We start from the raw sequence: 24,437 nt of genomic DNA, 5'->3' as shown, positions 1-24,437 counted from the left end.
GCCTAGGAGGTCTGGCTATGAGTGGCGGCGTCGGAGCGTCTTTCGACCCGGATCGAATCGGGCGGCTGCGCGGGCAACTCACCGATCCACGCTCGGCCGCGGGCGGTGGCGGAGCGCTGAAACTGTTGTGGCAGCGCGCCATTGCCATCATCCTCGCGTTCACCGCGCTGCTGTACGGGGTCGAGGGCGTCGACTCGGTAACCGGACATCAGCTGGACCTGGCGATCGGCGTCGAGCCGCGCCGGATGGACGGGCTCAGCGGGATCTTGTTCGGCCCTGTGCTGCATGCCAATTGGGAGCATTTGATCGGCAATACGCTGCCGGTCCTCATCCTGGGCCTGCTGACGTTGCTGACCGGGATCGGGCGCGGGCTGGCCGCCACCGCGATCGTCTGGGTGATCGGCGAAACCGGCACCTGGCTGACCGGCGCGACGGGGTCGGTGCATGTCGGGGCGTCGGTCCTGGTGTTCGGCTGGCTCACCTACCTGATCTCCCGGGGACTGTTCGCGCGGAATGTGGCGCAGATCGCTATTGGCGTCCTGGTGGGGTTGCTGTATGGGTCGATTCTGTGGGGAGTCCTGCCGGGACAGGACGGAATCTCTTGGCAAGGACATCTTTTCGGGGCGGTGGGTGGTCTGGTTGCGGGGTGGGTACTCTCTGGGGATGAACGTCGTCATCGTCGAGGGGCTAACGCCGGCCGTCTCGCGTCGTAGGGGTGACGGTGGCACCGGTCGGCGATTTGGGGGATCCCTCCTTGAGTGAGACAGCAGCGTGGCAGCATGGGGGAATGCGCCTCACCGTGATCGGGTGCTCGGGCAGCGTGTCCGGCCCGGATTCCCCGGCCTCGGGATACCTGCTCACCGGCCCGGATATGACACCCACCGTCATCGATTTCGGCCCCGGGGTCCTGGGCGCGCTGCAGCGCTACCTCGACCCGGGCGAAGTGGATATCTTCCTCACCCACCTGCACGCGGACCACTGCCTGGATCTGCCGGGCCTGCTGGTGTGGCGGCGCTACCACCCGAACCCGCCCACGGGTAAGGCCATCGTCTACGGCCCCACCGACACCTCCCTGCGGATCGGCAACGCCTCCGCGGAGATCGGCGGCGAGACCGACGACTGGTCCGACGTCATCGACATGCGCACCTGGGTCGCGAACGAGCCGATCACCTTCGGCCCCGGCCACGTGGTGGAGGCCCGGCGCATGTTCCACCCGCCGGAGTCCTACGGCCTGCGCTTCCGGACGGCCGCCGGCAAGACTTTCGTCTACACCGGCGACACCGCCATCTGCGACGACGTCTTCGAACTCGCGCGCGGCGCGGACGTGCTGCTGGCCGAGGCGTCCTGGACCCACGACCCCGCGAATCGCCCCCCGGGCATTCACCTTTCGGGCCACGAGGCGGGCCTGGTCGCCGCCGAGGCGGGCGTCGGCGAACTGCTGCTGACCCACATTCCCCCGTGGACGTCCCGCGAAGACGTCATCGCCGAGGCGAAGGCTGTCTTCAAGGGTCCGGTACACGCCGTCTCCCCGGGCGAAACCTTCGACATCTGAGGTCTCCCCCGCCTCCCCGGATATTCAGCGCACGGCCTGGGAGCCGTCGGCAGTTTCGTACGCGTGGTGCGGTTGGGTGCGCCGACGATTTTGGGCGTACCCCACGAGTTACCCCGACACGCACGAAATCAGTTCGCCGGTTCCCCTGGGGAGAATTCGCGGTGTTGGCCCCGCTAGGGTTGTGCCGTGTCTAAACGAGCCGATGGTAGGGCGGATGACGAACTCCGCGACGTGAAGATCACCCGGGGATTCACCTCGCATCCGGCGGGGTCGGTGCTGGTCGAGTTCGGGGGGACGCGGGTCATGTGCACCGCGAGCGTCACCGAGGGCGTGCCCGGGTGGCGTCGTGACTCCGGAATGGGCTGGCTGACCGCCGAATACGCCATGCTGCCCGCCGCCACGCACACCCGCTCCGGGCGTGAGTCGGTGAAGGGCCGGGTCGGCGGCCGCACCCAGGAGATCTCCCGGCTCATCGGCCGGTCACTGCGCGCCTGCATCGACCTGTCCACCATCGGCGAGAACACCATCGCGGTGGACTGCGACGTGCTGCAGGCCGACGGCGGCACCCGCACCGCCGCCATCACCGGCGCGTACGTCGCGCTCTCGGACGCCATCACCTACCTGGCCGCCGCCGGTCAGCTCACCGACCCGCAGCCCATCTCGTGCGCCATCGCCGCGGTGAGCGTCGGCGTCGTCGACGGCCGGGTGCGCCTGGACCTGCCGTACGAAGAGGATTCGCGCGCCGAGGTCGACATGAACGTGGTCGCCACCGACACCGGCACCCTGGTCGAGATCCAGGGCACCGGCGAGGGCGCCACCTTCCCGCGCTCCACCCTGGACCGGTTGCTCGATTCCGCGCTCGCGGGCTGCGAGCAGCTGTTCCTGGTGCAGAAGGAGGCGCTGGCGCTGCCCTACCCGGGTGTGCTGCCCGAACGGTCCGAGACGGGAAAGAAGAAGTCCTGATGTCGCGCCGGGTACTGGTCGCCAGCCGTAATGCCAAGAAGCTCAACGAATTGCGCCGCATCCTCGACGAGGCCGGGATCGCGGGCCTGGAAATCGTCGGACTGAACGACGTTCCCGAATACGAGGAGGCGCCCGAGACCGGCGCGACCTTCGAGGAGAACTCGCTGGCCAAGGCCCGCGACGGCTTCGCCGCCACCGGATTGGCCTGTGTCGCGGACGATTCCGGCATCGCGGTGGACGCGCTCAACGGCATGCCCGGCGTGCTGTCGGCCCGCTGGTCCGGCACACACGGCGACGACGCCGCCAACAACGCGCTGCTGCTGGCCCAGATCGGGGACGTGCCCGACGAGCGGCGCGGCGCGCACTTCGTGTCCACCTGCGCCCTGGTCGCCGACGGCGTCGAGACGGTGGTGCGCGGCGAGTGGCCGGGCGTCATCGCCCGGAAGCCGGTGGGCGACGGCGGTTTCGGCTACGACCCGCTGTTCGTCCCCGAGGGCGGCACGGTCTCCGCGGCCCAGCTCACCCCCGCCGAGAAGGACGCCGTCTCGCATCGCGGGCGCGCGCTGAAGCAGCTGCTTCCGGCGCTGAAGGCCCTGGCCGAGAACTGAATTCGGCTGTAAGACTCGAAAGCGCTCCCCGCGGTCATGGCGGGGAGCGCTTGTCGATGTACGGGGGCGTGCGTCAGATCCCGAAGGTCTTGCGGACTTCCAGGGTGCGCTTGTGCTCGAACCAGAACGACAGGAACGGAACCGTGCCCGCCAGGCAGGTCAGCGCCGTGGTGACCGGCTCCCAGCGCGCCTTGATTCCGAGGTCGACGGTGAAGACCAGGTAGATCATGTAGAACACACCGTGCGCCTGGGCGATGTAGAAGAACCACTCCGGGGCGGTGTTCTTGTCCTCGAGCAGCAGGTACTTGTAGACCATCTCGCCGGACAGCACCAGCAGCCACAGGCCGGTGATCCAGGCCAGGATCCGGTAGCGCAGCAGTGCGCCGCGGATCTTCTCGGTGGGGGCGGCGCCGGCCGGTCGGGCCGGGGTCGCGGCATCGGTGCGCACGGCGGGTTCGGCGTCCGTGTTCACGGGGGATTCGTCGCGGGTGGTCACCCGGCGCTCCTCTCGGTGTTGTTGCCCAGTCCCGCGTCCTGAATGCGTTGATCCATGTCGACGGCGTGCAATTCGGCCAGGTACCTGTTGTATTCGGTGGTCTGTGCGTCGGCCTCCGCGGCGGCTTTCGGCCGTTCGGGCAGCAGGCCCGCGGGAATCTCGCGCGGTGCGGCCGATGTCACGCGCCGCGGGCGCGGGGCGGACGCGGCGCCGTGATCGGAGGCGTCCGCGCCGCCGGGGTCACCCTGCTGTGCGACCTCGTCCCGCGCGGCCTTCTCCAGCCGCACGAAACGCACGTAGGCGAAGATGACGAAACCCGCGAACAGCGGCCACTGCAGCGCGTACCCCAGATTTTGGCCGGTACCGCTGCCGGATTCGTAGCGGGTCCACTGCCAGTAGCCCAGTGCCAGGCACGCCGCGAACGCCACGATCACGAACACGATCAGGGCCGGGCGGCGATGGGGTGCGGCGGACACCCCATCAAGGTACCCGGCTACTACGGCTCACGTAGTAGCCGGGTTGTTCCCGCTCAGAACTTGTAGGTGACACCGGTGAGTCGCTCGGACTCCTCCCAGAGGCGGCGCCAGAGCTCACGGTTCTGGGACAGCTTGCTGGAGGAGGCGGCCTCGACCGGGCCCTGGGCGCCGCGCAGGCGGTTCGGGCCCCAGTAGACGGTCGGGTCGGCGTCGGTCTCGGTGGCCGCGAAGAGCGAGGAGTGCGCGGCGCGGGCGGGGGAGTGCCCGACCATCGCCACGAACGGCTTGGAGATCTTGTCCAGCGGGGTTTCGGTGCGGGCGAACAGATCGGTGGCCGAGACGCCCGGGTGCACGCCGTAGGAGCGCTTGGCCGACCCGGCCTCGCCCAGGCGGCGCTGGAGCTCGCGGGCGAACATGAGATTGGACAGCTTGGACTGCGCGTAGGCCAGATTGCGCTGGTATCGGCGGTTCTCGTAGTTGAGGTCGTCGATCCAGAGCTTGGGGGTCTGGCGGTGCGCGATGGAGGCCAGCGTGACCACCCGGTCGCGCATCCGGTCCAGCAGCAGGCCGGTCAGCGCGTAGTGGCCGAGATGATTGACGCCCCACTGGGTTTCGAAGCCGTCGGCGGTCCGCCGGAACGGAATGTTCATCAGGCCGGCGTTATTGATCAGCACGTCGAATTCGCCCGTGCCGTCGGCGAATTCGCGCACCGAGGCCAGATCGGCCAGATCCAGCGCGGCGACCCGCACGTCACCCTCGATGCGGTCGGCCACTTCCTGGGCCTTGGCGGTGTTGCGGCAGGCCATGATGACCGTCGCGCCCTTGCTCGCGAGTACCTTGGTGGTCTGCTCGCCGATGCCGCCATTGGCGCCGGTGATCACGAAGGTGCGTCCGGACTGATCCGAGATGTTGCTTGGCTTCCATGCCATGGCTGTTGACCTCACAGGTTCGGCGTTCGATGTGCACCGTCGCACTCGCTGGCCCGTACCTTACTCCAGAGTAAGTTCGGGCGGTAGTCCGCTCGATCGGACAGTGGGCGTTCTCAGCCAAGCATGCCTTCGAGCGCCCGGGCGCGGGCCGGTTGGCGCAACTTCCCCAGCGCCTTGGCCTCGATCTGGCGCACGCGCTCCCGGGATACGCCGAAGATCCGGCCGACCTCCTCCAGTGTGCGCGGCTCGGCGTCGCCGTCCAGCCCGTATCGCAGCACGATGACCTGCGCCTCGCGCTCGGGAAGTCCGGCCAGCACGCGGCGCAGCTCGCCGCCCAGTGCGCCGTCGGTGGCCACCGCCGCCGGGTCCGGGCCCGGGTCGGGCAGCAGGGACCCCAGATCGGCGTTGTCGTCCTCGCCTATCGGGGTGTGCAGCGAAATCGGTTCGCGCGCATGGCCGAGCAGATCGCGAACCTGCGCGACCGGCAGGTCCAGCTCGGCGGCCAGCTCCTGCGCGGTGACCGCGCGGCCCAGTCGCTGGGACAGCGCGCGTTCGGTGCGCAGCACCCGGTTCAGGATCTCGGCCACGTGGGACGGCAGCCGGATGGCCCGGCCGCGCTCGCTCAGCGCGCGGCCGATGGCCTGCTTGATCCACCAGGTCGCGTAGGTCGAGAGTTTGAAGCCGCGCCGGTACTCGAACTTGTCGATGGCGTGCATGAGCCCGAGTGTGCCCTCCTGCACCAGATCCAGCATGGACATGCCGGTGGCGGGCGGGTAGCGCTTGGCGATAGAGACCACCAGCCGCAGGTTGGCGCACACCATGTGGTCCTTGGCGCGCTGTCCGTCCGCGCTCGCACGCAGCAGTTCCCGCCGCTGATGTGCGCTGAATTCGGTTCCCGCGCAGTCGGATTCGGCCAGTCGATGCCGGGCCAGGACCCCGGCCTCGATGCGCTCGCCCAGGGCGTACTCGTCGGCTGCGGTGAGCAGCGCCGTGCCGCCGATGCGGCGCAGATAGTCCTTGATCGAGTCCTCGCTGAGGGTCATGGGGCTCGCTGCGCCGGCGCCGGTGGTACGGGCGGTGGTGGTCGCGGTGACGGTCATGTGCGGCTCCCTCGGTCTCGCTGCCGTCCCCGGCAACGCGATAAATATAGGTTGAGGCTAAAAATATGTCAACCACGAATTTATGACGAGATAAGCTATGCTCCTTCTCATGAGTCGACAGGCCGCCGATCCCGGCGCTCGCCCGGACGGGCTACGTGCCCGCAAGAAGCAGCGGACCAGGGAGAACATCTCCAGCACCGCCACCGAGCTCTTCCTCGAGCGCGGGTACGACGCGGTCACGATCGCCGAGATCGCCGCCGCGGCCGACGTCGCCAAGATGACCGTCACCAACTACTTCCCGCGCAAGGAAGACCTCGTCCTGGATCTGGCGGGGGAGTACGTCGGCGGGCTCGCGGCCGTCGTGCGGGCGCGGGAACCGGGGGAGTCGGCGCTGCACGCGCTGCGGCGCGCGTACGAGGCGGCCGCGCGGGAGCGGGATCCGGTGGTCGGATTCTCCGGGCCCGCCTTCGCCGGGCTGCTGGTGAGCAGCCCGGCGCTGCTGGCGCGGCTGCGGGAGTTCCACGAGGAGCGCGAGAATCGGCTCGCGGACGCGCTGGCCGCCGAAACCGATTCCGCCGCCGGTGATTTCACCCCGCGCGTCGCGGCCGCGCTGCTCGGTTCGGTGCACCGCGCGCTCTTCGAGGAGACCCTGCGCCGCGCGGTCGCCGGTGAGCCGAACGACGTCATCGCCGCGGCCGTGCTCGGTTACATCGCGACCGCGTTCGACACCCTGGAACCGGCGCTGGGGACGTACGCGGTGCGCGCCGGCTGAGGTCTCGCGGGCCGAGCGGCGCTGCCCCGCGGCCGAGCCGTTCCCGTGTGGGCGCATGATGCAACCGAACGGTCTCATTTGCCGTGTCGTTGCTCAATCGGGGCTGGTGAGCGCAACATACTGGGCCGATGACCGGTGCCAGCGCAGCCGCAACCCTCCCGTCGCCACCTCAGCCGCTGAGCAAGGCCCGTATCGACATCATCTTCGGGACCGTGGTGCTCGGCATGCTCATGGCGGCGCTGGACTCCACCATCGTCGCCACCGCGTTGCCGACCATCGTCGCCGACCTCGGCGGAGCCGGGCATATGGCGTGGGTCGTGACCGCGTACCTGGTGGCCGAGGCCATCGCCACGGCGCTGGCCGGCAAATTCGGCGACCTGTTCGGCCGCAAACTCGTCTTCCAGGCCAGCGGGGCCATCTTCATCATCGGCTCGATCATCGCCGGCATGGCGGGCGACATGACCCTGCTCATCGTCGCGCGGGCCATCCAGGGCCTGGGCGCGGGCGGGCTCATGGTCACCTCCATGGCGCTGATCGCCGACGTGATCCCGCTGCGCGAGCGCGGCAAGTACCAGGGCGGGCTGGGCGCGGTCTTCGGCATCACCACCGTGATCGGCCCGACCCTGGGCGGACTCTTCACCGACCATCTGACCTGGCGCTGGTGCTTCTACGTCAACGTGCCGCTGGCCATCATCATGATCCTGGTGGCGGCCCGCACGATCCCGGTGGTCAAGAACACGGTCAAGCCGCTGGTCGACTACCTGGGCATCGCGCTCATCGCGGTCGCGGTCACCTGCCTGATCCTCGGATTGGAGTGGGGCGGACAGGAATACGCGTGGGGCTCGCCGGTGATCCTGGGACTGTTCACGGCCGCGGCCGTGCTCACCGTGCTGTTCGTGCGGGTGGAACTGCGGGCCGCCGAGCCCATGCTCCCCATGCACCTGTTCCGCAGCAACGTCTTCACCGTGTGCTCCATCCTGAGCTTCATCGTCGGCTTCGCCATGCTCGGCGCGATGACCTATCTCCCGGCGTTCCTGCAGTACGTCATGGGCGTCTCGGCCACCGTGTCCGGGGTCCGGACGCTGCCGCTGGTGGTCGGCCTGTTCTTCACCTCCATCCTGTCCGGCACGGTGGTCGGCCGGACCGGGCGCTACCGGTACTTCCCGATCGCCGGGACAGCGGTCATGGCCGTCGGCCTGTTCCTGATGTCCACGATGGACGCGAACACCTCGGTCTGGCTGCAGTCGCTGTACATGCTGATCCTGGGTCTGGGCATCGGCCTGGCGATGCAGGTGCTGACCATCGCGGTGCAGAACAGCGTGCCGTACGCCGATCTGGGCACCGCCACCTCCGGGGTGACCTTCTTCCGCACCATCGGCAGCGCCTTCGGCACCACGGTCTTCGGCGCCCTGTACTCCAATCAGATCGGGCCGAATCTCGGTGCGGCGGTGGCCGAGGCGAAGGTGCCGCCCGAGGTCGCGCAGAACCCGGAAGCGCTGCGGCAGTTGCCGCACGAGCAGGCGCTGCCGATCATCGACGCCTACGCCACCTCCATCGACTACGTCTTCCGATGGGTGGTGCCGGTCGCGGTGCTCGGCTTCCTGGTGGCGTGGCTTCTCAAGGAGGTGCCGCTGCGCGACAGCGCGCGCGGGGAGGCCACCGATGTCGGCGAGGGTTTCGCGGTACCCGACTCCGGCGACCGCGCCGTGCAACTGGAGCGCGCGGTGGCGCAGGTGCTGCGCAAACTCCGTGACAACGCCGTCCCGGACCCGGGAATCCTTGCCGCGGCGGGAAGTTCGCTCAGTCGCGACGAGGCGTGGGCGCTGGGGCAGGTGCGCCTCTATCAGAAACTGCGCGGCACGGCGACGGTCGGCGATATCGCCCGCACGCACTGGGTGCCGTCCGAACTCGTCGAGCCGGTGTACGCCAAGGCCGAACGGGAGGGCCTGCTCCGGCGCGCCGGGGACGAACTCGAACTCACCGATCGCGGCCTGCGCGAGGTCGATCGGGTGCGCGCGGCCTGGAAGCAGTGGCTCGAAACCCAGTTGGAGGACTGGGATCTCACCGATTCCAAGGACCGCGCGCTGCTCGATCAGGCGCTGGAGAACATCGCCACCAAACTCCTCGACGAGGCGGACCGCCCGGACGCGCTGCCCGCGCGCCGCTGAGTGCGCCGCCCGCCCCGCCGCCGAGCGCGGTGCGGCCTCAGGCGCTGACGCGCGCCGGCCGCACCGGGGCGTCCCAGTCGATCCGGAAGCGCTGCTCGGCCCCGAACACCTTCTCCGGGTTCATCATCCGGAACATGACCGGCATCACCGCCGACATCATCCGGCGCGCGATCGGCCCGGCCGCCTTGGTGCTGTTGGTGCGCGCCACCCGGGCCGCGACCGCCTCCACCCGCGGGCGGCGCAGCGCCTCGTAGGCGGCGAAAGCCGCTGCCGGATCGCCGATGTCACGCAGGCAGCGCGCCAACTCGATACCGCTCTCGATGGCCAGCGACGCGCCCTGGCCGGAACTGTTGGACGGCGCGTGCACCGCGTCGCCGGTGAGCACCATGCGCCCGCGTGACCAGTTCGGCACCCGCGGCATGATGTACAGCCCGCCGACCACCTCGAGATCCTCGGGCCGGGTCCGCCGCGCCAATTCCGCCCCGGGGTTGTCCTGCGCGTAGGTCTCGCGCAGGATCTCCAGCCACCGCTCGGCCGGGATCGCCCGCGCCTCGGTGAGCGAGAGCTTGCGATCGTGTGGCAGGTTCGCACCCCACATCACCCGCCCGTCCGGCATGGAGCCGTACAGGTAGTAGGCCCGGTGCCCGAACGCGAAAGTCATGCTCTCCGGCGGCAATTCGAGATCGCACGTGGTGTACGAACCGAAGCCGAGCATGCGCAGATAGGTCGGCCCCGGGGCCTGCGGGTCGATCAGCGAACGCGTGGCCGAATGGATGCCGTCCGCGCCGATCAGCACGTCGGCGGTGGCGGTGGAGCCGTCGGCGAAACGCGCGGTGACGCCGTCGGCGCGCTCGTCCACCCCGATCAGCCGCCGCCCGTACTCGATCTCGACGCCCTGGGCGACGGCGTGCTCGTGCAGGACCCGGTGCAGGTCCGGCCGATCGACCAGCCGCAGCGGTTCCACCCCGGCCAGCCGGGGCAGGTCGACGTGTTTGGCGCCGATGGCGGCGGACTGGGCGCTGAACGGCGCGGCGATGGCGCGAATCGCGTCGCCCACGCCGATCACGTCGAGGGCGGCCACTCCGTTCGGAGCCAGCGCCAAGTTGGAGCCGATGCTGTGCGCGGGGCCGGGATAGGCCTCGTACACCCGGGTTGCTATGCCGGCGCGCTGCAGGGCGGCCGCGGTCACCGGACCGGAGATGCCACCGCCGATGACCATGGCGGACCGCACGCGGGCAGTGTTGACGAGGGCAGTGTCAATGAGGGACATGGGTTTTCTCCCTGGGTATCGATAAAGATCGTTTACCCGAATCCCTGCGCGCGCGGCGAAGCCAGTTATCCTGTAGTTGCCAAACTCGGAGCCGAGTTCGCCTGCACGAACGAGGTTCGGGACTGTGCACATCCGGGTCTCGGCGGTCGTGTTGCAGCACGCTCGCCGGGGCCCGGTCTATCGAGAATTCGTATCCGGCGGCTGCGCCCCGGGCGCTCCTCCCTCCACTTCGGTGACGACCTCGGCGGGCGTCGTTCCGGCTAGATGCCATGCGCGCCACGTCCCGATCTCCGGGAAGGTGCCGTCGGCGAGGGCGTCGCGCGTCGTGCGCGCCCAGTGTGCCTCGGCCTCGAGCATGGCCAGTTCGTATTCGTCCTCGATGAGGAACAGTCGCGGCAAAGTGCTTTCCAGCGTGGACAATTGGGCTCGCTGTTCGGCGATCGTGCGCTCCAGCGCGGCAATTCGCGTCCCGAGCAGTTCTACGACGTCGTCCGGCGGCAGTGCCGCCAGCACCGACAGGCCCGCCATGAAGGGCCGCTGTTCGGGCATGGGCGTGGAGATGAGTTCCCGTGCCCAGTCGGCGAGTTCGGCGCGACCGGCGTCGGTGATGCGGTAGATGGTGCGCTCGGGGCGCGCGCCGTCGCGCTCGCTGCCCGCGATCTCCAGGAAGCCGTGCCGGGTGAGGTTGTCCACGACGGTGTAGAGCGAGCCCCACTTGACGCCCATGTCGCGGTCCTTGCCCCACGCCCGCAATCTGGCAGCGATCTCGTAGCGGTGCATGTCCCCGGTGGCGAGCACCGAGAGCACGGCCAGGGCCATGAGATTGCCTACCTTGCGTTTGCGGGCCATCCGCGCGCCTCCTTACTCGTCTACGAATATACGTCTACGAGTATTCGAGGACAAGGGTCGCCGCATACGACACCGGGCCCGGCGGGCAATCGCCGCCGGGCCCGGTGTCGCGCGTGCCGGGTTCAGTCCTAATCCTGCGCGAAGCGGGCGCGCAGCAGGTCGGCGGTGGGCCGGTCCGCGGGCAGGAACGCCTCGAGGTGCAACTCGGCCAGGGTGATGTCGGTGGCGGTGGCGAACGAGGTCAGGGTGGTGATGAGCCGCAGTTCGGCGTCCCCCTGCCGCAGCCGCAGCGGTACGGCGAAACCGAGGTGGTTCGGGCCGGGATCGACCGGCGGCAGGTACCCCGTCAACTCGGCGATGAGCGCGTCCAGCTCCGGATCCGGACTGTGCGCCGCGCGATTGCGCAGGCTGTCGACGATGTGCCTGCCCCACTCGGGCAGATTCAGCACCCGCGGCGCGAGGCCGTCCGGGTGCAGGGCCAGGCGCAGAACGTTCGGCGGCCCGGTCAGCAGCTCGGGTGCGCAGCCCTCGGTCAGCAACTCGAAGGCGGCATTGGCCGCGACCAGGACCCCGTACGGGCGGGTGACGACCGCCGGGTAGGGCAGGTGGCCGTGCAGGATGGTCTCCACAGCCTCCCGGACCGCCCCGAGTTCCGGTGCGTCCAAAGCGGATTCGGGGAAGGCGGGGGCGTAGCCCGCGGCCAGCAGCAGGGTGTTGCGCTCGCGCAGCGACAGTCCGAGCGATTCGGACAGCCGCACCACCATGGTCCGCCCCGGATGCGAGCGCCCCTGTTCCAGGAAGCTCAGGTACCGCTGGCTGGTCTCGGCCCGGATCGCGAGATCGAGCTGGCTGATCCGGCGCAGCGACCGCCACCGGCGTAATTGCTGCGCGAAGGGGCTCGCCGTCGCCACCGCCATGATCGTCATCCCTCCACTGTGTGCCCGGGCGCGCCGCGCCGCGATTCCCCGCGGGGTATGACGACGGCGGCCACTCGATCATTCCCCGCGGGGAATCGCACGGCGGCCGCGCGGCGCACAAACTCGGTCCCATGAGCAACGAACTCGATCAGCGCAATTCCGTCGCCGGCACTTCCCTTGCCGCGGAACCACTTCCGGACACCTCCCGCGCCTACCGCGCCGAGCCGCTGCGCGGGCTCGACGGCCTGGTCCGGGGTGATCGGCCGGTGCCGAGCCCCGGACCGCACCAGGTGGTGGTCCGCGTCCGCGCCACCTCGCTCAATCGCCGGGACCTCATGCTCCTCGAAGGCACGTACCCGGTGCCGCTGACCCCCGGCATCGTGCCGCTGGTCGACGGCGTCGGCGAGGTGGTCGCCCTGGGCGCGGGAGTCACCCGGGCCGCGCTCGGTGACCGCGTCTCCGGCACCTACTTCGTCGCCTGGAACGACGGCCCGCAAGTGCTCGCGCTGGCCTATGAGCAGTACGGCGCGAACAACGCCGGCTGGCTGGCGGATCACGTTGTGCTCGAAGAGGATTCGATCGTGCACGTGCCCGCGCATCTGACCGATGTGGAGGCCGCCGCCATGACCTGCGCGGGCCTGGTCGCCTGGTCGGCGCTGACCAAGCCGCTGCCGGTCGGGCCGGGTGAGACGGTGCTGACGGTCGGGACCGGGCCGGTGGGGCTGTTCGCCGTGCAATACGCGAAACTGCTGGGCGCGCGGGTCGTTTCGATCACCTCCTCGGCGGCGAAGGCCGAGCGGCTGCGCGCGCTCGGGGCCGACGAGGTCATCGACCGGACCGTCACCCTGGATTGGGAGCAGGCGGTCCTGGACCTCACCGGCGGCCACGGCGTGGAGCACGTGGTGGACGCGGTCGGCCTGCTCACCCTGCCGAAATCCCTTGCGGCAGCGGCATACAACGCGCAGGTGACGCTGATCGGCGCCTTCCCCGCGCCCGCCGGCGCCGAACCGGCGGACCCGCTCGGCGGCAAGTTCCTGTCCGTTCGCCGGATCGCGGTCGGCAGCCGCGCCGATTTCGAGGCGATGAACGCCGCCGTCGCCGCGCACCGCCTGCGCCCGGTCATCGATCGCGTCTTCGCCTTCGACGAGGCCGTCGAGGCGTACCGCTACTTCACCGAGCGCGACCCGTTCGGCAAGGTGGTCATCACGGTGTCGTGACGGTCCGGCGGGTCGGCCGCGATCCGCCCCCGACCGGGGTGAACGGGTATCAGCGACCTTTCCGCAATGCTGCTCAATAGATGCTGAGCTGGAATATTCGTCTCCGGTCGAGCGCGTATAAGTTTCTGGCAAATCTGTGTACCGTGCCTGAAGGACGAGCTTTTCGGATCGGCGACAGCGCTGCTTCGAACGAAGGAGTTCCTCGGTGGCACTGGGCACGATGCAGAAGAAACCCCCCGCCGGACCGGACAACGACGGCACCCCCGGCGTGACCGAGCCCGGGGAGATGTCGCTGCGTTCGGTGGTCGTCATGGGCGCGCTCGCCGTCGGCATCGCCTGTGTGCTGGTCGGCGGCGGACTGGGCGCCGGGCTCGGCGGCACGTCCGACGGGACGGAGTCCACCACCACCCCCGGATCCAAGTCCTCGACCACGCAGCCCGTCGATTCGGCGCCGCCGCCCGCGCCCGCCCCGCCGCCGCCCGCTCCGGAACCGCCGCCCGCGGAGGCGCCGCCCCCACCGCCGCCGCCCGCCCCCGAGCCCGAGCAGCAGTACATCCCGCCCGCGCCCGCCGAGCCGCCGCCGCCCGAGCCCGCGCCCCCGGCGGAGCCTCCGCCTCCGCCGCCGCCCCCGCCGGTACCGGACATCCTGGCCCCGATCCTGCCGTTCCTGCTGCCCCCGCCGCCCCCGCCGCCGCCCGCCCCGTAGGAGGTAGACCGCCATGCTCGGTAGCGTTCACGAATCGAAGCCGGCGGACGAGGGTGACATCGACCCCCGGGCACTGCGCTCGGTGGCCGTGGCCTCCGGGCTGATGGTGCTGGCGATCGGCACGGGCATGCTCCTGACCGGCACCGGCGACACCGGCGCGGCCGAGTCCACCCCCACGGTCGCCCCACCCCCGATCACGACCCCCGCGTTGGTGATTCGGGTGCCCCTGGCCCCCGCCGCCCAGGTGCCGCCGGTGGCGGGAGTTCCACCGGTGGCCGGAGTTCCACCCGTAGCCGGGGTGCCGCCGGTGGCGGGAGTTCCACCGGTAGCCGCGGTGCCACCGGTCGAAGGCGTCCCGCCGGTCGACGGCCTACCGCCCGTCGAAGGTGTCCCACCGGTGCCCGGGTTGCCGCCGGCCGAGGCCGTCCCGCCGATCCCTCCCGCCGGCGCGGTGATCGACCCCGCCGTACTGCCCCCGCTCGACGCACCCGAGCCGCCCCCGCCCGCCGAACCCGGCCCTCCCCACCCGGTGGAGCCGCCGGTCCCGGTGCCGCTGCCCTGATGTCGCCGTAACCGCCGCACCGGGGTCGTCCTGCCTCGGTGCGATGCCCGGCCGGTGACAAGGAAGTCCCGCCCCCGGACGCGGGTCCGGTCGAATGCGTACTGGACGGAGGGCCACGAACCAACTACCCCGTCCGATGGAACCGCCAATCCCGTTGCTATTGAGAATATTTCGTTCAAGTCGTCGGATCGCGACGTCCTCGTTCGGCCGCCGGTACGCGATCCGGAGCGGCACCGGCAACCCGACGTCAGCCCTGCGCGCTGCCCGTCGGAGGCCCGACACGTCCGCCGGCTGCCTACGCGGTTTGTGACGGCCGAGTCCGCGGGCCGCCGATGGACGCGCTCGCCGCCGTTCCCGGATTGCTGCGTTCGACGGTTGACCCTGGGCATTCGCGACGGCGGCGCCGCCGACTCGTTCGGCGAACCGAACTCGTCCCTCCGGGCGTTCGCCTCGTGCGTCGGGTGAACATCGCCGGCGCCACGCGGAGATGTGCCCGGCGGAGCGGCGTCGCACCACCCCCTGACCGTCAGAGGCCTGACACGTCCGCCAGCTGACCGATGCCGTAGGTGACCGCCATGGCCAGCGCGCCGCCGATCACCACGCGGAGCACCGCGCGGCGGGGATCGCTGCGGCCCAGGCGGGAGCTGACGGTGCCGGTCACGGCCAGGGCCACGAGGACCGCGACGAACGTCACCGGGATCCGGTACGACACCGGTGGCAGGAGGATGGCCAGGAGGGGGAGCAGGGCGCCGAGGGTGAACGCCACCGCGGAGGACAGGGCCGCGTGCCAGGGGTTGGTGAGTTCGGTGGGGTCCAAACCCAATTCGGCTTCCGCGTGCGCCCGGAAGGCGTCGTGCTCGGTGAGTTCGGCGGCGACCCGCCGGGCGGTCTCGGCGGAGAGTCCCTTGTTCCGGTAGATCTGCGCCAGCTCGGCGAGTTCGTAATCGGGTGATTCGGCGAGTTCGCGCTTCTCCTTCGACAGCAGCGCCCGTTCGCTGTCGCGCTGCGTGCTCACCGAGACGTACTCGCCGGCGGCCATGGAGATCGCGCCCGCGGTGAGCCCGGCGATGCCCGCGGTGAGAATCGCGGAGGTGCCGGTGTTCACCGCGGCCACGCCCACGACGAGCCCGGCGGTGGAGACGATGCCGTCGTTGGCCCCGAGGACCCCGGCCCGCAACCAGTTCAGCCGAGCGGCCAGGCCCTCGGTCTGATGGGGCTCGTGCGGATGCGCCAGTCCGTCCGAATCGGTCGTTTCGGTCACTCGAAAAGCGTAGGCGTCCCGGTGCGCCGAACGGCGGGACGGCGCGCCGCCATGATGTTGCCCACACCGGCGGGTCCCTCGGCCCGTACCGTGCGCACCCGATGTTTTCGCCGGTGGGCGGGGGTGCCGCCGGGCCGTGCCCGCGGGCGACGCGCCGGGGCGTCTCACCAGCGCGATTTCAGGGCGATGTCCGAATTTGGATAGGATCCTCTCGACTTCCCGTCGACGTACCGCCGACCATCGGAGCCAATTTGCTGCCAGTCCTGCTCGCACTCGCGTTCGCCGCGCTGGCTGCGCCGTGGTGCGTCCGGGTCTTCGGTCGCGACGCTTTCTTCGGTCTGGCGCTCGTCCCCGCCGCGGGACTGCTGTGGGTCATCGCGAATTGGGGCTCCACGCAACAGGTTCGGATCGAGTGGGCGCCCGAGATCGGGATGAACATCGATCTCCGCTTCGATTCGCTGGCCGCGATCATGGCCAGTCTGGTGCTCGGCGTCGGTGCGCTCATCCTGGCCTACTGCGCCAGATACTTCGAGAACGACGAACCTCGCCTCGGTGCGTTCGCGGGGCTGCTCACGGCCTTCGCCTGCGTCATGTTCGGCCTCGTCACCAGCGACAACATGCTGCTGCTGTTCACCTTCTGGGAACTGACGACCGTGCTGTCGTTCCTGCTGGTCGGCCACTACGCCGACCGCCCGGACAGCCGCCGCGCCGCCATTCAGGCGCTGCTGGTCACCGGCGCGGGCGGGCTGGCCATGCTGGTCGGCGTCGTCATCCTGGGCGAGGCCTACGGCAGCTACCTGCTCTCGGATCTGCTGGCGGCGAGCGACGTGCCCACCGGCACGGCCGTCGATGTCGCGGTGGTCCTGGTTCTGGTGGGCGCGCTGAGCAAGTCCGCGCTGATCCCGCTGCACTTCTGGCTGCCCGGCGCCATGGCCGCCCCGACCCCGGTGAGCGCCTACCTGCACGCCGCCGCCATGGTGAAAGCCGGTGTGTACCTGGTGGCCCGGCTGGCCCCGGTCTTCTCGGAGTCACCGCTGTGGCACCCGCTCGTGCTCGGGCTGGGCGTGACGACCATGGTGCTGGCCGGAATTCGTGCCCTCCAGGTCACCGACCTGAAACTGGTGCTGGCGTTCGGCACGGTCAGTCAGCTCGGCTTCCTGGTGCTGCTGGTCGGCATCGGCACCCCCGGCGCGGCGCTGGCCGGTATGACGCTCGTGGTGGCGCACTCGCTGTTCAAGGCGTGCCTGTTCATGGTGGTCGGCATCGTCGATCACAGCGCGGGTACCCGCGACCTGCGGCGACTATCGGGGATCGGGCGGCGCGAGCCGGCGCTGTTCGGCATCGCGCTGCTGGCCGCGCTGAGCATGGCGGGCCTGCCGGTACTGCTCGGATTCGTCGGCAAGGAGGCCGCGCTCGGCGCGATCCTGGACGCCGGGAATCTCACCGGCATCAGCCGAATCCTGTTGTGCGCCGGTGTCGTAGCCGGTTCCACCCTGACCGTCGCGTACAGCGCGCGCTTCATCTGGGGCGCTTTCGCCGCCAAGCCCGCCACGGACGGTCTCGGCTTCGCCGACTGGCATCGGCCCGGCGCGCTGTTCCTCGCGCCCGCCGCGGTGACCGCGCTCGCCGGCCTGCTGGGCGGTCTCGCGGCGCCCTGGGTCGACGGGCTCATCCGGCCCTATGCCGAGACCCTGCCCGGGGCGGTCCCCGAGCACCTCGCGCTCTGGCACGGCGTCACGGTCCCGCTGGCGCTCACCGCGGGCATCATCGCCGCCGGCGCCGCGATCTTCCAGTACTTCGGCCGCGGCGGTGAGTCCACCCGTTCGCTGCTGGGCAACGCGGACCGCGTCTACGACGCCACCCTGCGCGGCATGGACCGCATCTCCCTGCGCATGACCGGATCGGTGCAGCGCGGTTCGCTGCCGCTGAGCCAGGCCACCATCCTGGGCACCATGGTGGTGCTGCCCGCGGTGATCCTGGCGACCGGCACTCGCACGGGAGTCGAACTGCGCCTGTGGGATTCGCCGTTGCAGCTGGCGATCGGGGCGATCATGGTCGCGATGGCGATCAGCGCCACGGTGCTGCGCAACCGCCTCGCCAGCGTGCTCGTCGTGGGCGTCACCGGCTACGGCTCGGGCGTGCTGTTCGCGATGCACGGCGCGCCCGATCTGGGCCTGACCCAGGGGCTGGTGGAGACCCTCACCCTGGTGGTGTTCGTTCTGGTGCTGCGCGCCTTCCCCGCCGAGATCGAGGAGAGCCGCACCGCCAGCTTCAAGGTCCGCCGGGCGCTGCTCGCGGCCGGCGTCGGCGTGACGGTCGCGGTGCTCGCGGGATTCGCCATCGCGGCCCGCACCGCCGAACCGATCTGGCATCTGATCCCGGCCGCCGCCTACGAGGGCGGCGGCGGCAAGAACGCGGTCAACGTCCTGCTGGTCGACATCCGCGCGTGGGACACCCTCGGCGAGGTCTCGGTGCTGATCGTGGCCGCCACGGGTGTCGCGTCCCTGGTCTTCCGCAATCGCCGCTACGGCGCTGCTCCGCGCGCCGCGGACTCGCCCGACTACAACCCCGACCTGCCGAGCTGGCTGCCCGCGGGCAGGCTCGTGGCCAGCGAGAAGCGGTCCATGGTCCTGCAGCTCACCACCCGCCTGGTGTTCCCGACCATCATGGTGCTCTCGGTCTACTTCTTCTTCGCCGGTCACAACGCCCCCGGCGGCGGCTTCGCGGGCGGGCTCATCGCCGGCTTGGCGCTGACCCTGCGCTACCTGGCCGGCGGCCGGTACGAACTGGGCGAGGCGCTGCCGGTGGACGCCGGGCACCTGCTCGGCGCGGGCCTGACCCTGGCCGCGGGCACCGCCACCACCTCCCTGCTGCTGGGCGCGCCGCCGCTGTCCTCGGCGATCATCGAGTTCACCCTGCCGGTCTTCGGGCAGATCAAATTGGTGACCGCGCTGTTCTTCGATCTGGGCGTCTACCTGATCGTCGTCGGCCTGGTGCTCGACGTGCTGCGCAGTCTGGGCGCGCGCCTGGACATGGAACTCGGCGACACCACCGACGACGAATCCGAGACGGCGACGGAAGGTTCCCGAGCATGAGCGGCCGAGCGCGATGAGCCCCAATCTGACGCTGCTGATCCTGATCGGCGTGCTGACCGCGTGCGGGGTCTACCTCATCCTCGAACGCGCCATCTCGAAGATGCTGCTGGGCATGATCCTGGTGGGCAACGCCGTGAACCTGCTGCTGCTCGCGGTGGGCGGGCCCGACGGCGCACCGCCCATCCGCGGCGCGACCGACGCCACCGACACCGAGATGGCGGACCCGCTGGCCCAGGCCATGGTGCTCACCTCGATCGTCATCACCATGGGCCTGGCGGCGTTCGTGCTGGCGCTGTCCTATCGCGCCTACATGCTCACCACGACCGAAGACGTCCAGGTCGACGAGGCCGACGCCGAGGTGGCCACCCGGCGCGACGGAGAGGACCCGGAAGATTGAACGTTTCACCGGACCTCATCCGCGTACTGGCCCCGCTCCCGGTGCTGGTGCCGCTGCTGGCCGCGGCGGCCACCCTGGTCTTCGGGCGCATGCCCAATCTGCAACGCGCCGTCATGCTTTCGGCTCTGGCCGCCCAGGTCGTCATCAGCGCCCTGCTGCTGATGCTGGCCGATCAGCACGGCACCGTGGCGCTGCAGGTCGGCGGCTGGGACTTCCCGATCGGTATCACGCTGGTGGTGGATCGATTATCGGCGGCCATGCTGCTGGTCTCGGCGATCGTGCTGCTGTCGGTCTCGCTGTACGGCTCCGGTCAGCGCCTGCGCGACAGCGGCGACGATCAGCCCACCTCGATCTACCGGCCCACGTATCTCATTCTGACGGCGGGCATCTCGGGCGCGTTCCTGGCCGGTGACCTGTTCAATCTGTACGTCGGCTTCGAGATTCTGCTCGCCGCCTCGTACGTGCTGCTCACCGTGGGCGCGACCACCGAGCGCATTCGCGCGGGCGTCACCTACGTGCTCGTCTCGATGTTGTCCTCGCTGATCTTCCTGATCGGCATCGCCCTCATCTACGCGACGGTGGGCACCCTGAACATGGCACAGATCGCCGAGCGCACCGGCGTCGTGCCCGACGGCATCCGCACCGCGGCCTTCGCCGTGCTGCTGGTCGCGTTCGGCGTCAAGGCCGCGATCTTCCCGCTGTCGAACTGGCTGCCGGACTCCTATCCGACCGCGCCCGCGCCGGTCACCGCGGTGTTCGCGGGCCTGCTGACCAAGGTCGGCGTCTACGCCATCATCCGCACCTACACGCTGTGGTTCCCCGACGGCGGCCTGAACGCGCTGCTCATGGTCAGCGGCCTGCTCACCATGCTGGTCGGCATCCTGGGCGCCATCGCGCAGAACGACATTCGCCGCGTGCTCTCGTTCACCCTGGTCAGCCACATCGGCTACATGGTGTTCGGTATCGGGCTGACCTCGCAGGCCGGTCTGGCCGGTGCGGTCTACTACGTCGCGCACCACATTCTGGTGCAGACGGCCCTGTTCCTGGTGGCCGGTCTGATCGAGCGGCAGGGCGGGTCCACCTCGCTGCGCCGGCTCGGCGGGCTGGCCGCGGCGAGTCCGGTTCTGGCCGTGCTGTTCCTGATCCCGGCGCTGAATCTCGGTGGCATACCGCCGTTCTCGGGTTTCATCGGCAAGGTCGCGCTGTTGCGCGCGGGCGTGCTGGACGGCAGCGTGCTGGCCTGGGTGCTGGTCGGCGGTTCGGTGCTGACGAGTCTGCTCACGCTGTACGTCGTCGCGCGCATGTGGTCGAAAGCGTTCTGGCGCCCGCGTTCCCAGGCTCCCGAGGGCCATCTCGCCGCCGCCCGGACCCCGACGCTCATCGAGGACACGACCGATGTGAGCTGGGACGACCGCGTGGATCCCGGCCGGATTCCCGCGCTGATGGTGTTGTCCACCGGCGCGCTGGTGGCGGTGAGCCTGAGCTTGACGATCTTCGCCGGCCCGATCCTGGGCATCGCCGATCGCGCCGCCGCGGATCTGCACGATCCCTCGGTGTACGTCACCGCGGTGCTGGGAGGTGACGCCGATGCGGATCGATAGTTCGAGCGTGATCCGGATCGGCCTGATCGGCTGGCTCGCGGTGGTCTACACGGCGCTGTGGGGCGATCTGACCGCCGCCAATCTGCTTGCGGGACTTGTGATCGGCTTCGTGATCGTGTTCGGGCTGCCGCTGCCGCGCCTGCCGGTCTCGGGCAGGCTGCGGTTGCTGCCGCTGATCGAATTGATCGCCGTCAGTACGTATTACGCGTTGCTGTCCAGCGTGCAGGTGGCCTGGTACGCGATACGGCCTTCGCCGCCACCGGTTTCCGGGGTGCTGCGCATCGGCCTGACCACCGATTCGGACCTGGTGCTGGTGCTGTGGGCCGACGTCATGAACCTGATTCCGGGCACCATGGTGCTGGAGCTGGATCGCAAGGCGTGCCTGGCCGAGGTGCACGTCCTGGACGTCGGCAGTGCGGCGACGGTGCGCAGTTTCTACACCCAGGCGCTGCGGGTCGAGCAGATGCTGATCGCGGCCTTCGAGCGCCCGATTCCCCGACCGGTCAGGAAGTGATCCGATGGCACCCGTAGTCGCTGTCATTGCCGCGGTATTGCTGGTCGCCGCGGCCATCATCACCAGCTACCGCATTCTGGCGGGCCCCTCCACCCTGGACCGGGTGCTGGGCATCGATTCGCTCATGGCCATCGCGTCCTGCGGGCTGGCGACCTACGCGGCGTTCAGTCGCAACACCACCGTGGTGCCCGCGATCGTGGCGCTGTCCCTGGTCGGCTTCCTCGGTTCGGCGGCGGTCACGCGTTTCCGGGTGAGTGACGACCGATGACGACCCTGCTGACCTGGCTCTCGGCGATCCTGATCCTGTCCGGCTCGGTGCTGGCGCTGACCGCGGCCATCGGCATCGTCCGATTCCCCGACTCCCTCATGCGCATGCACGCGGCCAGCAAGCCGCAGGTGGTCGGGCTGGTGCTGGTGCTGTCCGGCACCGCGATCGAGATTCGCGATCACCGCGACATGTGGATGATCATCCTGGTCATCCCGTTCACGATGCTGACCGCGCCGGTGATCGGGCACCTGCTCGGCCGAACCGCCTACCGCGAGAACTCGAATCGCGGTGAACTGCGCCCGATCGACAAGTCCGGCGAGTGAGGCTCACGCGTTCCAGCGGTAGACGCGGCCGTCGCGGAATTCGTAGCTGTCCGGTGGCCTGACGCCCTCGCGGCCCGAGAGCAGGGCCATGACCCGGGTACGCCCGCGCGTGGTGATGCCGTCCTCGGTCCAGTGCACGTACGGGTGCACCAGATTCGCGAAGCTCGTCCAGTCGTCGGCGTCGACGGCGCGGAGAATCGCCGACACGGTGTTGTCCACGGGGTCAGTGAACACCCCGGGTGTGAACTGCGCGTGGGTTCGGTGCGAACCCGCGGTTCCGGTGCCCGTTTTTCCGATTGCTGCCAGTTCACTAATTTCACGGTTGGGTATGGCCGGACGGCCCGAAGCGGGTGCGCGGGGAGTTCGCCACGAGGGCGGTAGAGGCCGCATTCATAGCTGTTTCGGTCTGATAACACGTTACAGAATCCCAGGTCACATCGCGGAAATGTCCGCTGAACGGGAGTGTAGCCAGGGGTACTGGTAGGTAACTTAGAGGTCTGCATCACACCTGGAGCCGATTTGTTGTAACCGGGCGTAACCATTAGCTTTGATGGCAGGCAGTGTTGCCGATCACGGAGAAGAAGATTTGAACCTCGTCACCCGGCGTCGGCTCCGACGTCTCGTTGCAGCAGTCCCGCGTCGTCCCGTGGAATCTTCGCGAACCTCGGTCAGCGGATGACCCGGACCTTGCCGGGCCAGCGCGTACGCAAGACCTCGGCCGTCCGCATCGTGCGCGACAACTTCTCCGGCACCGCGGTGGCCTCGCTGCGCACCTTCGGCCGCGCCGCGGGCATCGCACAGGAAGCGGTGACGGGCACGTTCGGCGATATCGCGCGCGGGCAGTTCCAGTGGAAAGAAGCCATCCTGCAGGCGTGGCGACTGGTGACGGTCACCGCGATCCCGGCCATCCTGATGGCGATCCCGTTCGGCGTGATCGTCTCGGTCCAGGTCGGCAACCTCATTCACACCCTCGGCGCGGACTCGCTGCTCGGCGCGACCGGCGGCCTCGGCGTCATCAAGCAGGGCGCGCCCCTGGCCACCGGCTTCCTGCTGGGCGGAGCGGGCGCGGCCGCGCTGGCCGCGGACCTGGGCGCGCGCACCATTCGCGAAGAGATCGACGCGCTGAACACCATGGGTATCAGCCCGATTCATCGCCTGGTCATCCCGCGCATGGTCGCCATGCTGGTGGTCGCCCCGCTGCTGAACGTGCTCATCATCTTCGTCGGCGTGCTGGCCGGGTACGTGGTCGCCATCGGCGGCCAGAACGTGACGCCCGGCAGCTACTGGGCCACCTTCGGCTCCTTCACCACCACCGCCGACGTGTGGATCTCGCTGTTCAAGGCGGTCATCTTCGGCTTCATCGTGGTGATCATCGCCTGCCAGCGCGGGCTCGAGGCCAAGGGCGGCCCGCGCGGGGTCGCCGACGCGGTGAACGCCGCCGTCGTGCTCTCGGTGGTCTCCATCGTGACCGTGAACCTGGTCGCCACGCAGATCACCGCCATGTTCCTGCCCACGAGGCTGGCCTGATGTCCGCGACCTACGTCCCGAAGGGACTGCACTGGGCCGCGCGCTTCTACCATCGCCGGGGGCTGCTGCTGCGCCGCGTCGAGGGCCTGGGCTTCGTGCTCGCCTTCGTCTGGCAGGTGCTCTCGTCGATTCCGTTGACGCTCAAGCGCTATCGCGACGAGACCATGCGCGCCATCACCAACATGACCTGGGGCCGCGGCTCGATCATCGTGGGCGGCGGGACCGTGCCGATGATGATCGTGCTCGGCATGGTCATGGGCGCCTCGGTGGCCGTGGAGTCCTTCGCGACCCTGGACATGCTGGGCATGGGCCCGGTGACGGGCCTGGTCTCGGCCTACGCCACCACGCGTGAGCTCGCGCCCATCGCCGCGGCCATCGGTTTCGCCGCGCAGGCGGGCTGCCGCATGACCGCCGAGATCGGTTCCATGCGCATCTCGGAGGAGATCGACGCGATCGAATCGCTCGGCCTGCGCTCGGTGCCGTTCGTGGTCACCACGCGCGTGCTGGCCGGCGCGGTCGCGATCATCCCGACCTTCCTCATCGCGCTCATCCTGTCGTACCTGTCCTGCCGTGGCCTGATCACGCTGGTGCACGGGTCGTCGGCGGGCGTGTACGACCATTACTTCTTCCAGTTCGTCTCCGGCTTCGATGTGATCGCGGCGGTGGTGAAGGTGGCCATCTTCGCCGTCGTCGTGATCCTGATCCACTGCTACTACGGGTTCTTCGCCACCGGCGGCCCGGAGGGCGTGGGCATCGCCTCGGGTAGAGCGGTACGCGCGAGTTCGGTGGCGATCATCGCCCTGGACATGGTGCTCTCGCTCGGGCTGTGGGGATTCAACTCGGCCATCACGTTCACGGGGTAGGGG

26 protein-coding genes are annotated in these 24,437 nt (G+C 69.7%); 17 read left to right on the top strand and 9 right to left on the bottom strand.

Annotated features, from left to right (window positions below; translation table 11 throughout):
- Positions 1 to 17: 17 nt before the first annotated feature.
- The 4 genes from ABZ319_RS03250 (at position 18) to rdgB (ending at position 3,123) form a co-directional block, all read left to right on the top strand.
- Positions 18 to 713, top strand: a complete 696-nt coding sequence (locus tag ABZ319_RS03250; RefSeq protein WP_354984655.1) for a rhomboid family intramembrane serine protease — start codon at positions 18 to 20, stop codon at positions 711 to 713.
- A 74-nt stretch (positions 714 to 787) separates the two neighbouring features.
- Positions 788 to 1,552 (top strand): cyclic nucleotide-degrading phosphodiesterase, encoded by a 765-nt coding sequence (locus tag ABZ319_RS03245; protein ID WP_354984654.1) that lies wholly within the window; start codon positions 788 to 790, stop codon positions 1,550 to 1,552.
- Positions 1,553 to 1,738: 186 nt separating this feature from the next.
- Entirely contained in the window at positions 1,739 to 2,515 is a 777-nt protein-coding gene (gene rph / locus ABZ319_RS03240; protein ID WP_354984653.1) for a ribonuclease PH, read from the top strand.
- Positions 2,515 to 3,123: an RdgB/HAM1 family non-canonical purine NTP pyrophosphatase gene (rdgB, locus tag ABZ319_RS03235; protein ID WP_354984652.1), complete on the top strand. Its 609-nt coding sequence runs from the start codon at positions 2,515 to 2,517 to the stop codon at positions 3,121 to 3,123. The genes rph and rdgB overlap by 1 nt, the downstream gene beginning before the upstream one ends.
- 73 nt (positions 3,124 to 3,196) lie before the next feature.
- Here the strand turns inward: rdgB and ABZ319_RS03230 are convergent, their stop codons facing one another.
- The 4 genes from ABZ319_RS03230 to ABZ319_RS03215 form a co-directional block, all read right to left on the bottom strand.
- The gene (locus ABZ319_RS03230) at positions 3,197 to 3,571 is read right to left on the bottom strand and encodes a DUF3817 domain-containing protein (RefSeq protein ID WP_354984687.1); all 375 of its coding nucleotides are present in this window, start codon (positions 3,569 to 3,571) and stop codon (positions 3,197 to 3,199) included.
- A gap of 44 nt (positions 3,572 to 3,615) precedes the next feature.
- Positions 3,616 to 4,095 (bottom strand): transcriptional regulator, encoded by a 480-nt coding sequence (locus tag ABZ319_RS03225; RefSeq protein WP_354984651.1) that lies wholly within the window; start codon positions 4,093 to 4,095, stop codon positions 3,616 to 3,618.
- 53 nt (positions 4,096 to 4,148) lie between these two features.
- Positions 4,149 to 5,024: an oxidoreductase gene (locus ABZ319_RS03220; RefSeq protein ID WP_354984650.1), complete on the bottom strand. Its 876-nt coding sequence runs from the start codon at positions 5,022 to 5,024 to the stop codon at positions 4,149 to 4,151.
- A 113-nt stretch (positions 5,025 to 5,137) separates the two neighbouring features.
- Positions 5,138 to 6,124 carry a sigma-70 family RNA polymerase sigma factor gene (locus ABZ319_RS03215; protein ID WP_354984649.1) on the bottom strand — a complete coding sequence of 329 codons (987 nt, stop codon included), beginning with the start codon at positions 6,122 to 6,124 and terminating at the stop codon, positions 5,138 to 5,140.
- Positions 6,125 to 6,233: 109 nt separating this feature from the next.
- Between ABZ319_RS03215 and ABZ319_RS03210 the strand changes: the two genes are divergently transcribed.
- Entirely contained in the window at positions 6,234 to 6,896 is a 663-nt protein-coding gene (locus ABZ319_RS03210; protein ID WP_354984648.1) for a TetR/AcrR family transcriptional regulator, read from the top strand.
- Between the two features lie 128 nt (positions 6,897 to 7,024).
- Entirely contained in the window at positions 7,025 to 9,064 is a 2,040-nt protein-coding gene (locus ABZ319_RS03205) for an MFS transporter (protein WP_354984647.1), read from the top strand.
- Positions 9,065 to 9,101: 37 nt separating this feature from the next.
- Here the strand turns inward: ABZ319_RS03205 and ABZ319_RS03200 are convergent, their stop codons facing one another.
- From ABZ319_RS03200 to ABZ319_RS03190, 3 genes are all read right to left on the bottom strand, one after another.
- Positions 9,102 to 10,334 carry an FAD-dependent monooxygenase gene (locus tag ABZ319_RS03200; protein WP_354984646.1) on the bottom strand — a complete coding sequence of 411 codons (1,233 nt, stop codon included), beginning with the start codon at positions 10,332 to 10,334 and terminating at the stop codon, positions 9,102 to 9,104.
- Positions 10,335 to 10,511: 177 nt separating this feature from the next.
- Positions 10,512 to 11,183 carry a PadR family transcriptional regulator gene (locus ABZ319_RS03195; protein ID WP_354984645.1) on the bottom strand — a complete coding sequence of 224 codons (672 nt, stop codon included), beginning with the start codon at positions 11,181 to 11,183 and terminating at the stop codon, positions 10,512 to 10,514.
- Positions 11,184 to 11,311: 128 nt separating this feature from the next.
- Positions 11,312 to 12,109, bottom strand: a complete 798-nt coding sequence (locus tag ABZ319_RS03190) for a helix-turn-helix transcriptional regulator (protein ID WP_354984644.1) — start codon at positions 12,107 to 12,109, stop codon at positions 11,312 to 11,314.
- Between the two features lie 122 nt (positions 12,110 to 12,231).
- Between ABZ319_RS03190 and ABZ319_RS03185 the strand changes: the two genes are divergently transcribed.
- From ABZ319_RS03185 to ABZ319_RS03175, 3 genes are all read left to right on the top strand, one after another.
- Positions 12,232 to 13,317, top strand: a complete 1,086-nt coding sequence (locus ABZ319_RS03185) for an NAD(P)-dependent alcohol dehydrogenase (protein ID WP_354984643.1) — start codon at positions 12,232 to 12,234, stop codon at positions 13,315 to 13,317.
- A 205-nt stretch (positions 13,318 to 13,522) separates the two neighbouring features.
- Positions 13,523 to 14,023, top strand: coding sequence for a hypothetical protein (locus ABZ319_RS03180; protein WP_354984642.1), 501 nt, complete (start codon positions 13,523 to 13,525; stop codon positions 14,021 to 14,023).
- A gap of 13 nt (positions 14,024 to 14,036) precedes the next feature.
- Complete coding sequence (locus ABZ319_RS03175) at positions 14,037 to 14,585, top strand: hypothetical protein (RefSeq protein WP_354984641.1); 549 nt, start codon at positions 14,037 to 14,039, stop codon at positions 14,583 to 14,585.
- A gap of 526 nt (positions 14,586 to 15,111) precedes the next feature.
- Here the strand turns inward: ABZ319_RS03175 and ABZ319_RS03170 are convergent.
- The gene (locus ABZ319_RS03170; protein ID WP_354984686.1) at positions 15,112 to 15,819 is read right to left on the bottom strand and encodes a VIT family protein; all 708 of its coding nucleotides are present in this window, start codon (positions 15,817 to 15,819) and stop codon (positions 15,112 to 15,114) included.
- Positions 15,820 to 16,097: 278 nt separating this feature from the next.
- On the opposite strand from ABZ319_RS03170, the gene ABZ319_RS03165 reads away from it, so the two are divergent.
- Genes ABZ319_RS03165 through mnhG form a run of 6 tightly spaced genes read left to right on the top strand, consistent with a single transcriptional unit; the run spans position 16,098 to position 22,044 of the window.
- Positions 16,098 to 18,941, top strand: a complete 2,844-nt coding sequence (locus tag ABZ319_RS03165) for a Na+/H+ antiporter subunit A (protein ID WP_354984640.1) — start codon at positions 16,098 to 16,100, stop codon at positions 18,939 to 18,941.
- A 13-nt stretch (positions 18,942 to 18,954) separates the two neighbouring features.
- On the top strand, positions 18,955 to 19,338 hold the full coding sequence (locus tag ABZ319_RS03160) for a Na(+)/H(+) antiporter subunit C (protein ID WP_354984639.1): 384 nt from the start codon (positions 18,955 to 18,957) through the stop codon (positions 19,336 to 19,338).
- A complete protein-coding gene (locus tag ABZ319_RS03155; protein ID WP_354984638.1) occupies positions 19,335 to 20,939 on the top strand; it encodes a Na+/H+ antiporter subunit D in 1,605 nt (534 codons plus the stop codon). The genes ABZ319_RS03160 and ABZ319_RS03155 overlap by 4 nt, the downstream gene beginning before the upstream one ends.
- Positions 20,926 to 21,453 (top strand): Na+/H+ antiporter subunit E, encoded by a 528-nt coding sequence (locus ABZ319_RS03150; RefSeq protein WP_354984637.1) that lies wholly within the window; start codon positions 20,926 to 20,928, stop codon positions 21,451 to 21,453. The genes ABZ319_RS03155 and ABZ319_RS03150 overlap by 14 nt, the downstream gene beginning before the upstream one ends.
- Positions 21,454 to 21,457: 4 nt before the next feature.
- The gene (locus ABZ319_RS03145) at positions 21,458 to 21,721 is read left to right on the top strand and encodes a monovalent cation/H+ antiporter complex subunit F (RefSeq protein WP_354984636.1); all 264 of its coding nucleotides are present in this window, start codon (positions 21,458 to 21,460) and stop codon (positions 21,719 to 21,721) included.
- The gene (gene mnhG, locus ABZ319_RS03140; RefSeq protein WP_354984635.1) at positions 21,718 to 22,044 is read left to right on the top strand and encodes a monovalent cation/H(+) antiporter subunit G; all 327 of its coding nucleotides are present in this window, start codon (positions 21,718 to 21,720) and stop codon (positions 22,042 to 22,044) included. Before ABZ319_RS03145 ends, mnhG begins: the two co-directional genes overlap by 4 nt.
- Before the next feature lie 3 nt (positions 22,045 to 22,047).
- Here the strand turns inward: mnhG and ABZ319_RS03135 are convergent, their stop codons facing one another.
- Complete coding sequence (locus tag ABZ319_RS03135; protein WP_354984634.1) at positions 22,048 to 22,263, bottom strand: nuclear transport factor 2 family protein; 216 nt, start codon at positions 22,261 to 22,263, stop codon at positions 22,048 to 22,050.
- Positions 22,264 to 22,719: 456 nt separating this feature from the next.
- On the opposite strand from ABZ319_RS03135, the gene ABZ319_RS03130 reads away from it, so the two are divergent.
- Positions 22,720 to 23,571: an ABC transporter permease gene (locus tag ABZ319_RS03130; protein ID WP_354984633.1), complete on the top strand. Its 852-nt coding sequence runs from the start codon at positions 22,720 to 22,722 to the stop codon at positions 23,569 to 23,571.
- Positions 23,568 to 24,434, top strand: a complete 867-nt coding sequence (locus ABZ319_RS03125) for an ABC transporter permease (RefSeq protein WP_354984685.1) — start codon at positions 23,568 to 23,570, stop codon at positions 24,432 to 24,434. Before ABZ319_RS03130 ends, ABZ319_RS03125 begins: the two co-directional genes overlap by 4 nt.
- The last annotated feature ends 3 nt before the right edge of the window (positions 24,435 to 24,437 follow it).

Source organism: Nocardia sp. NPDC005978, assembly GCF_040614455.1.
In the GTDB taxonomy this organism is placed as follows: domain Bacteria; phylum Actinomycetota; class Actinomycetes; order Mycobacteriales; family Mycobacteriaceae; genus Nocardia.
This window is presented reverse-complemented; position numbering and strand designations above follow the sequence as displayed.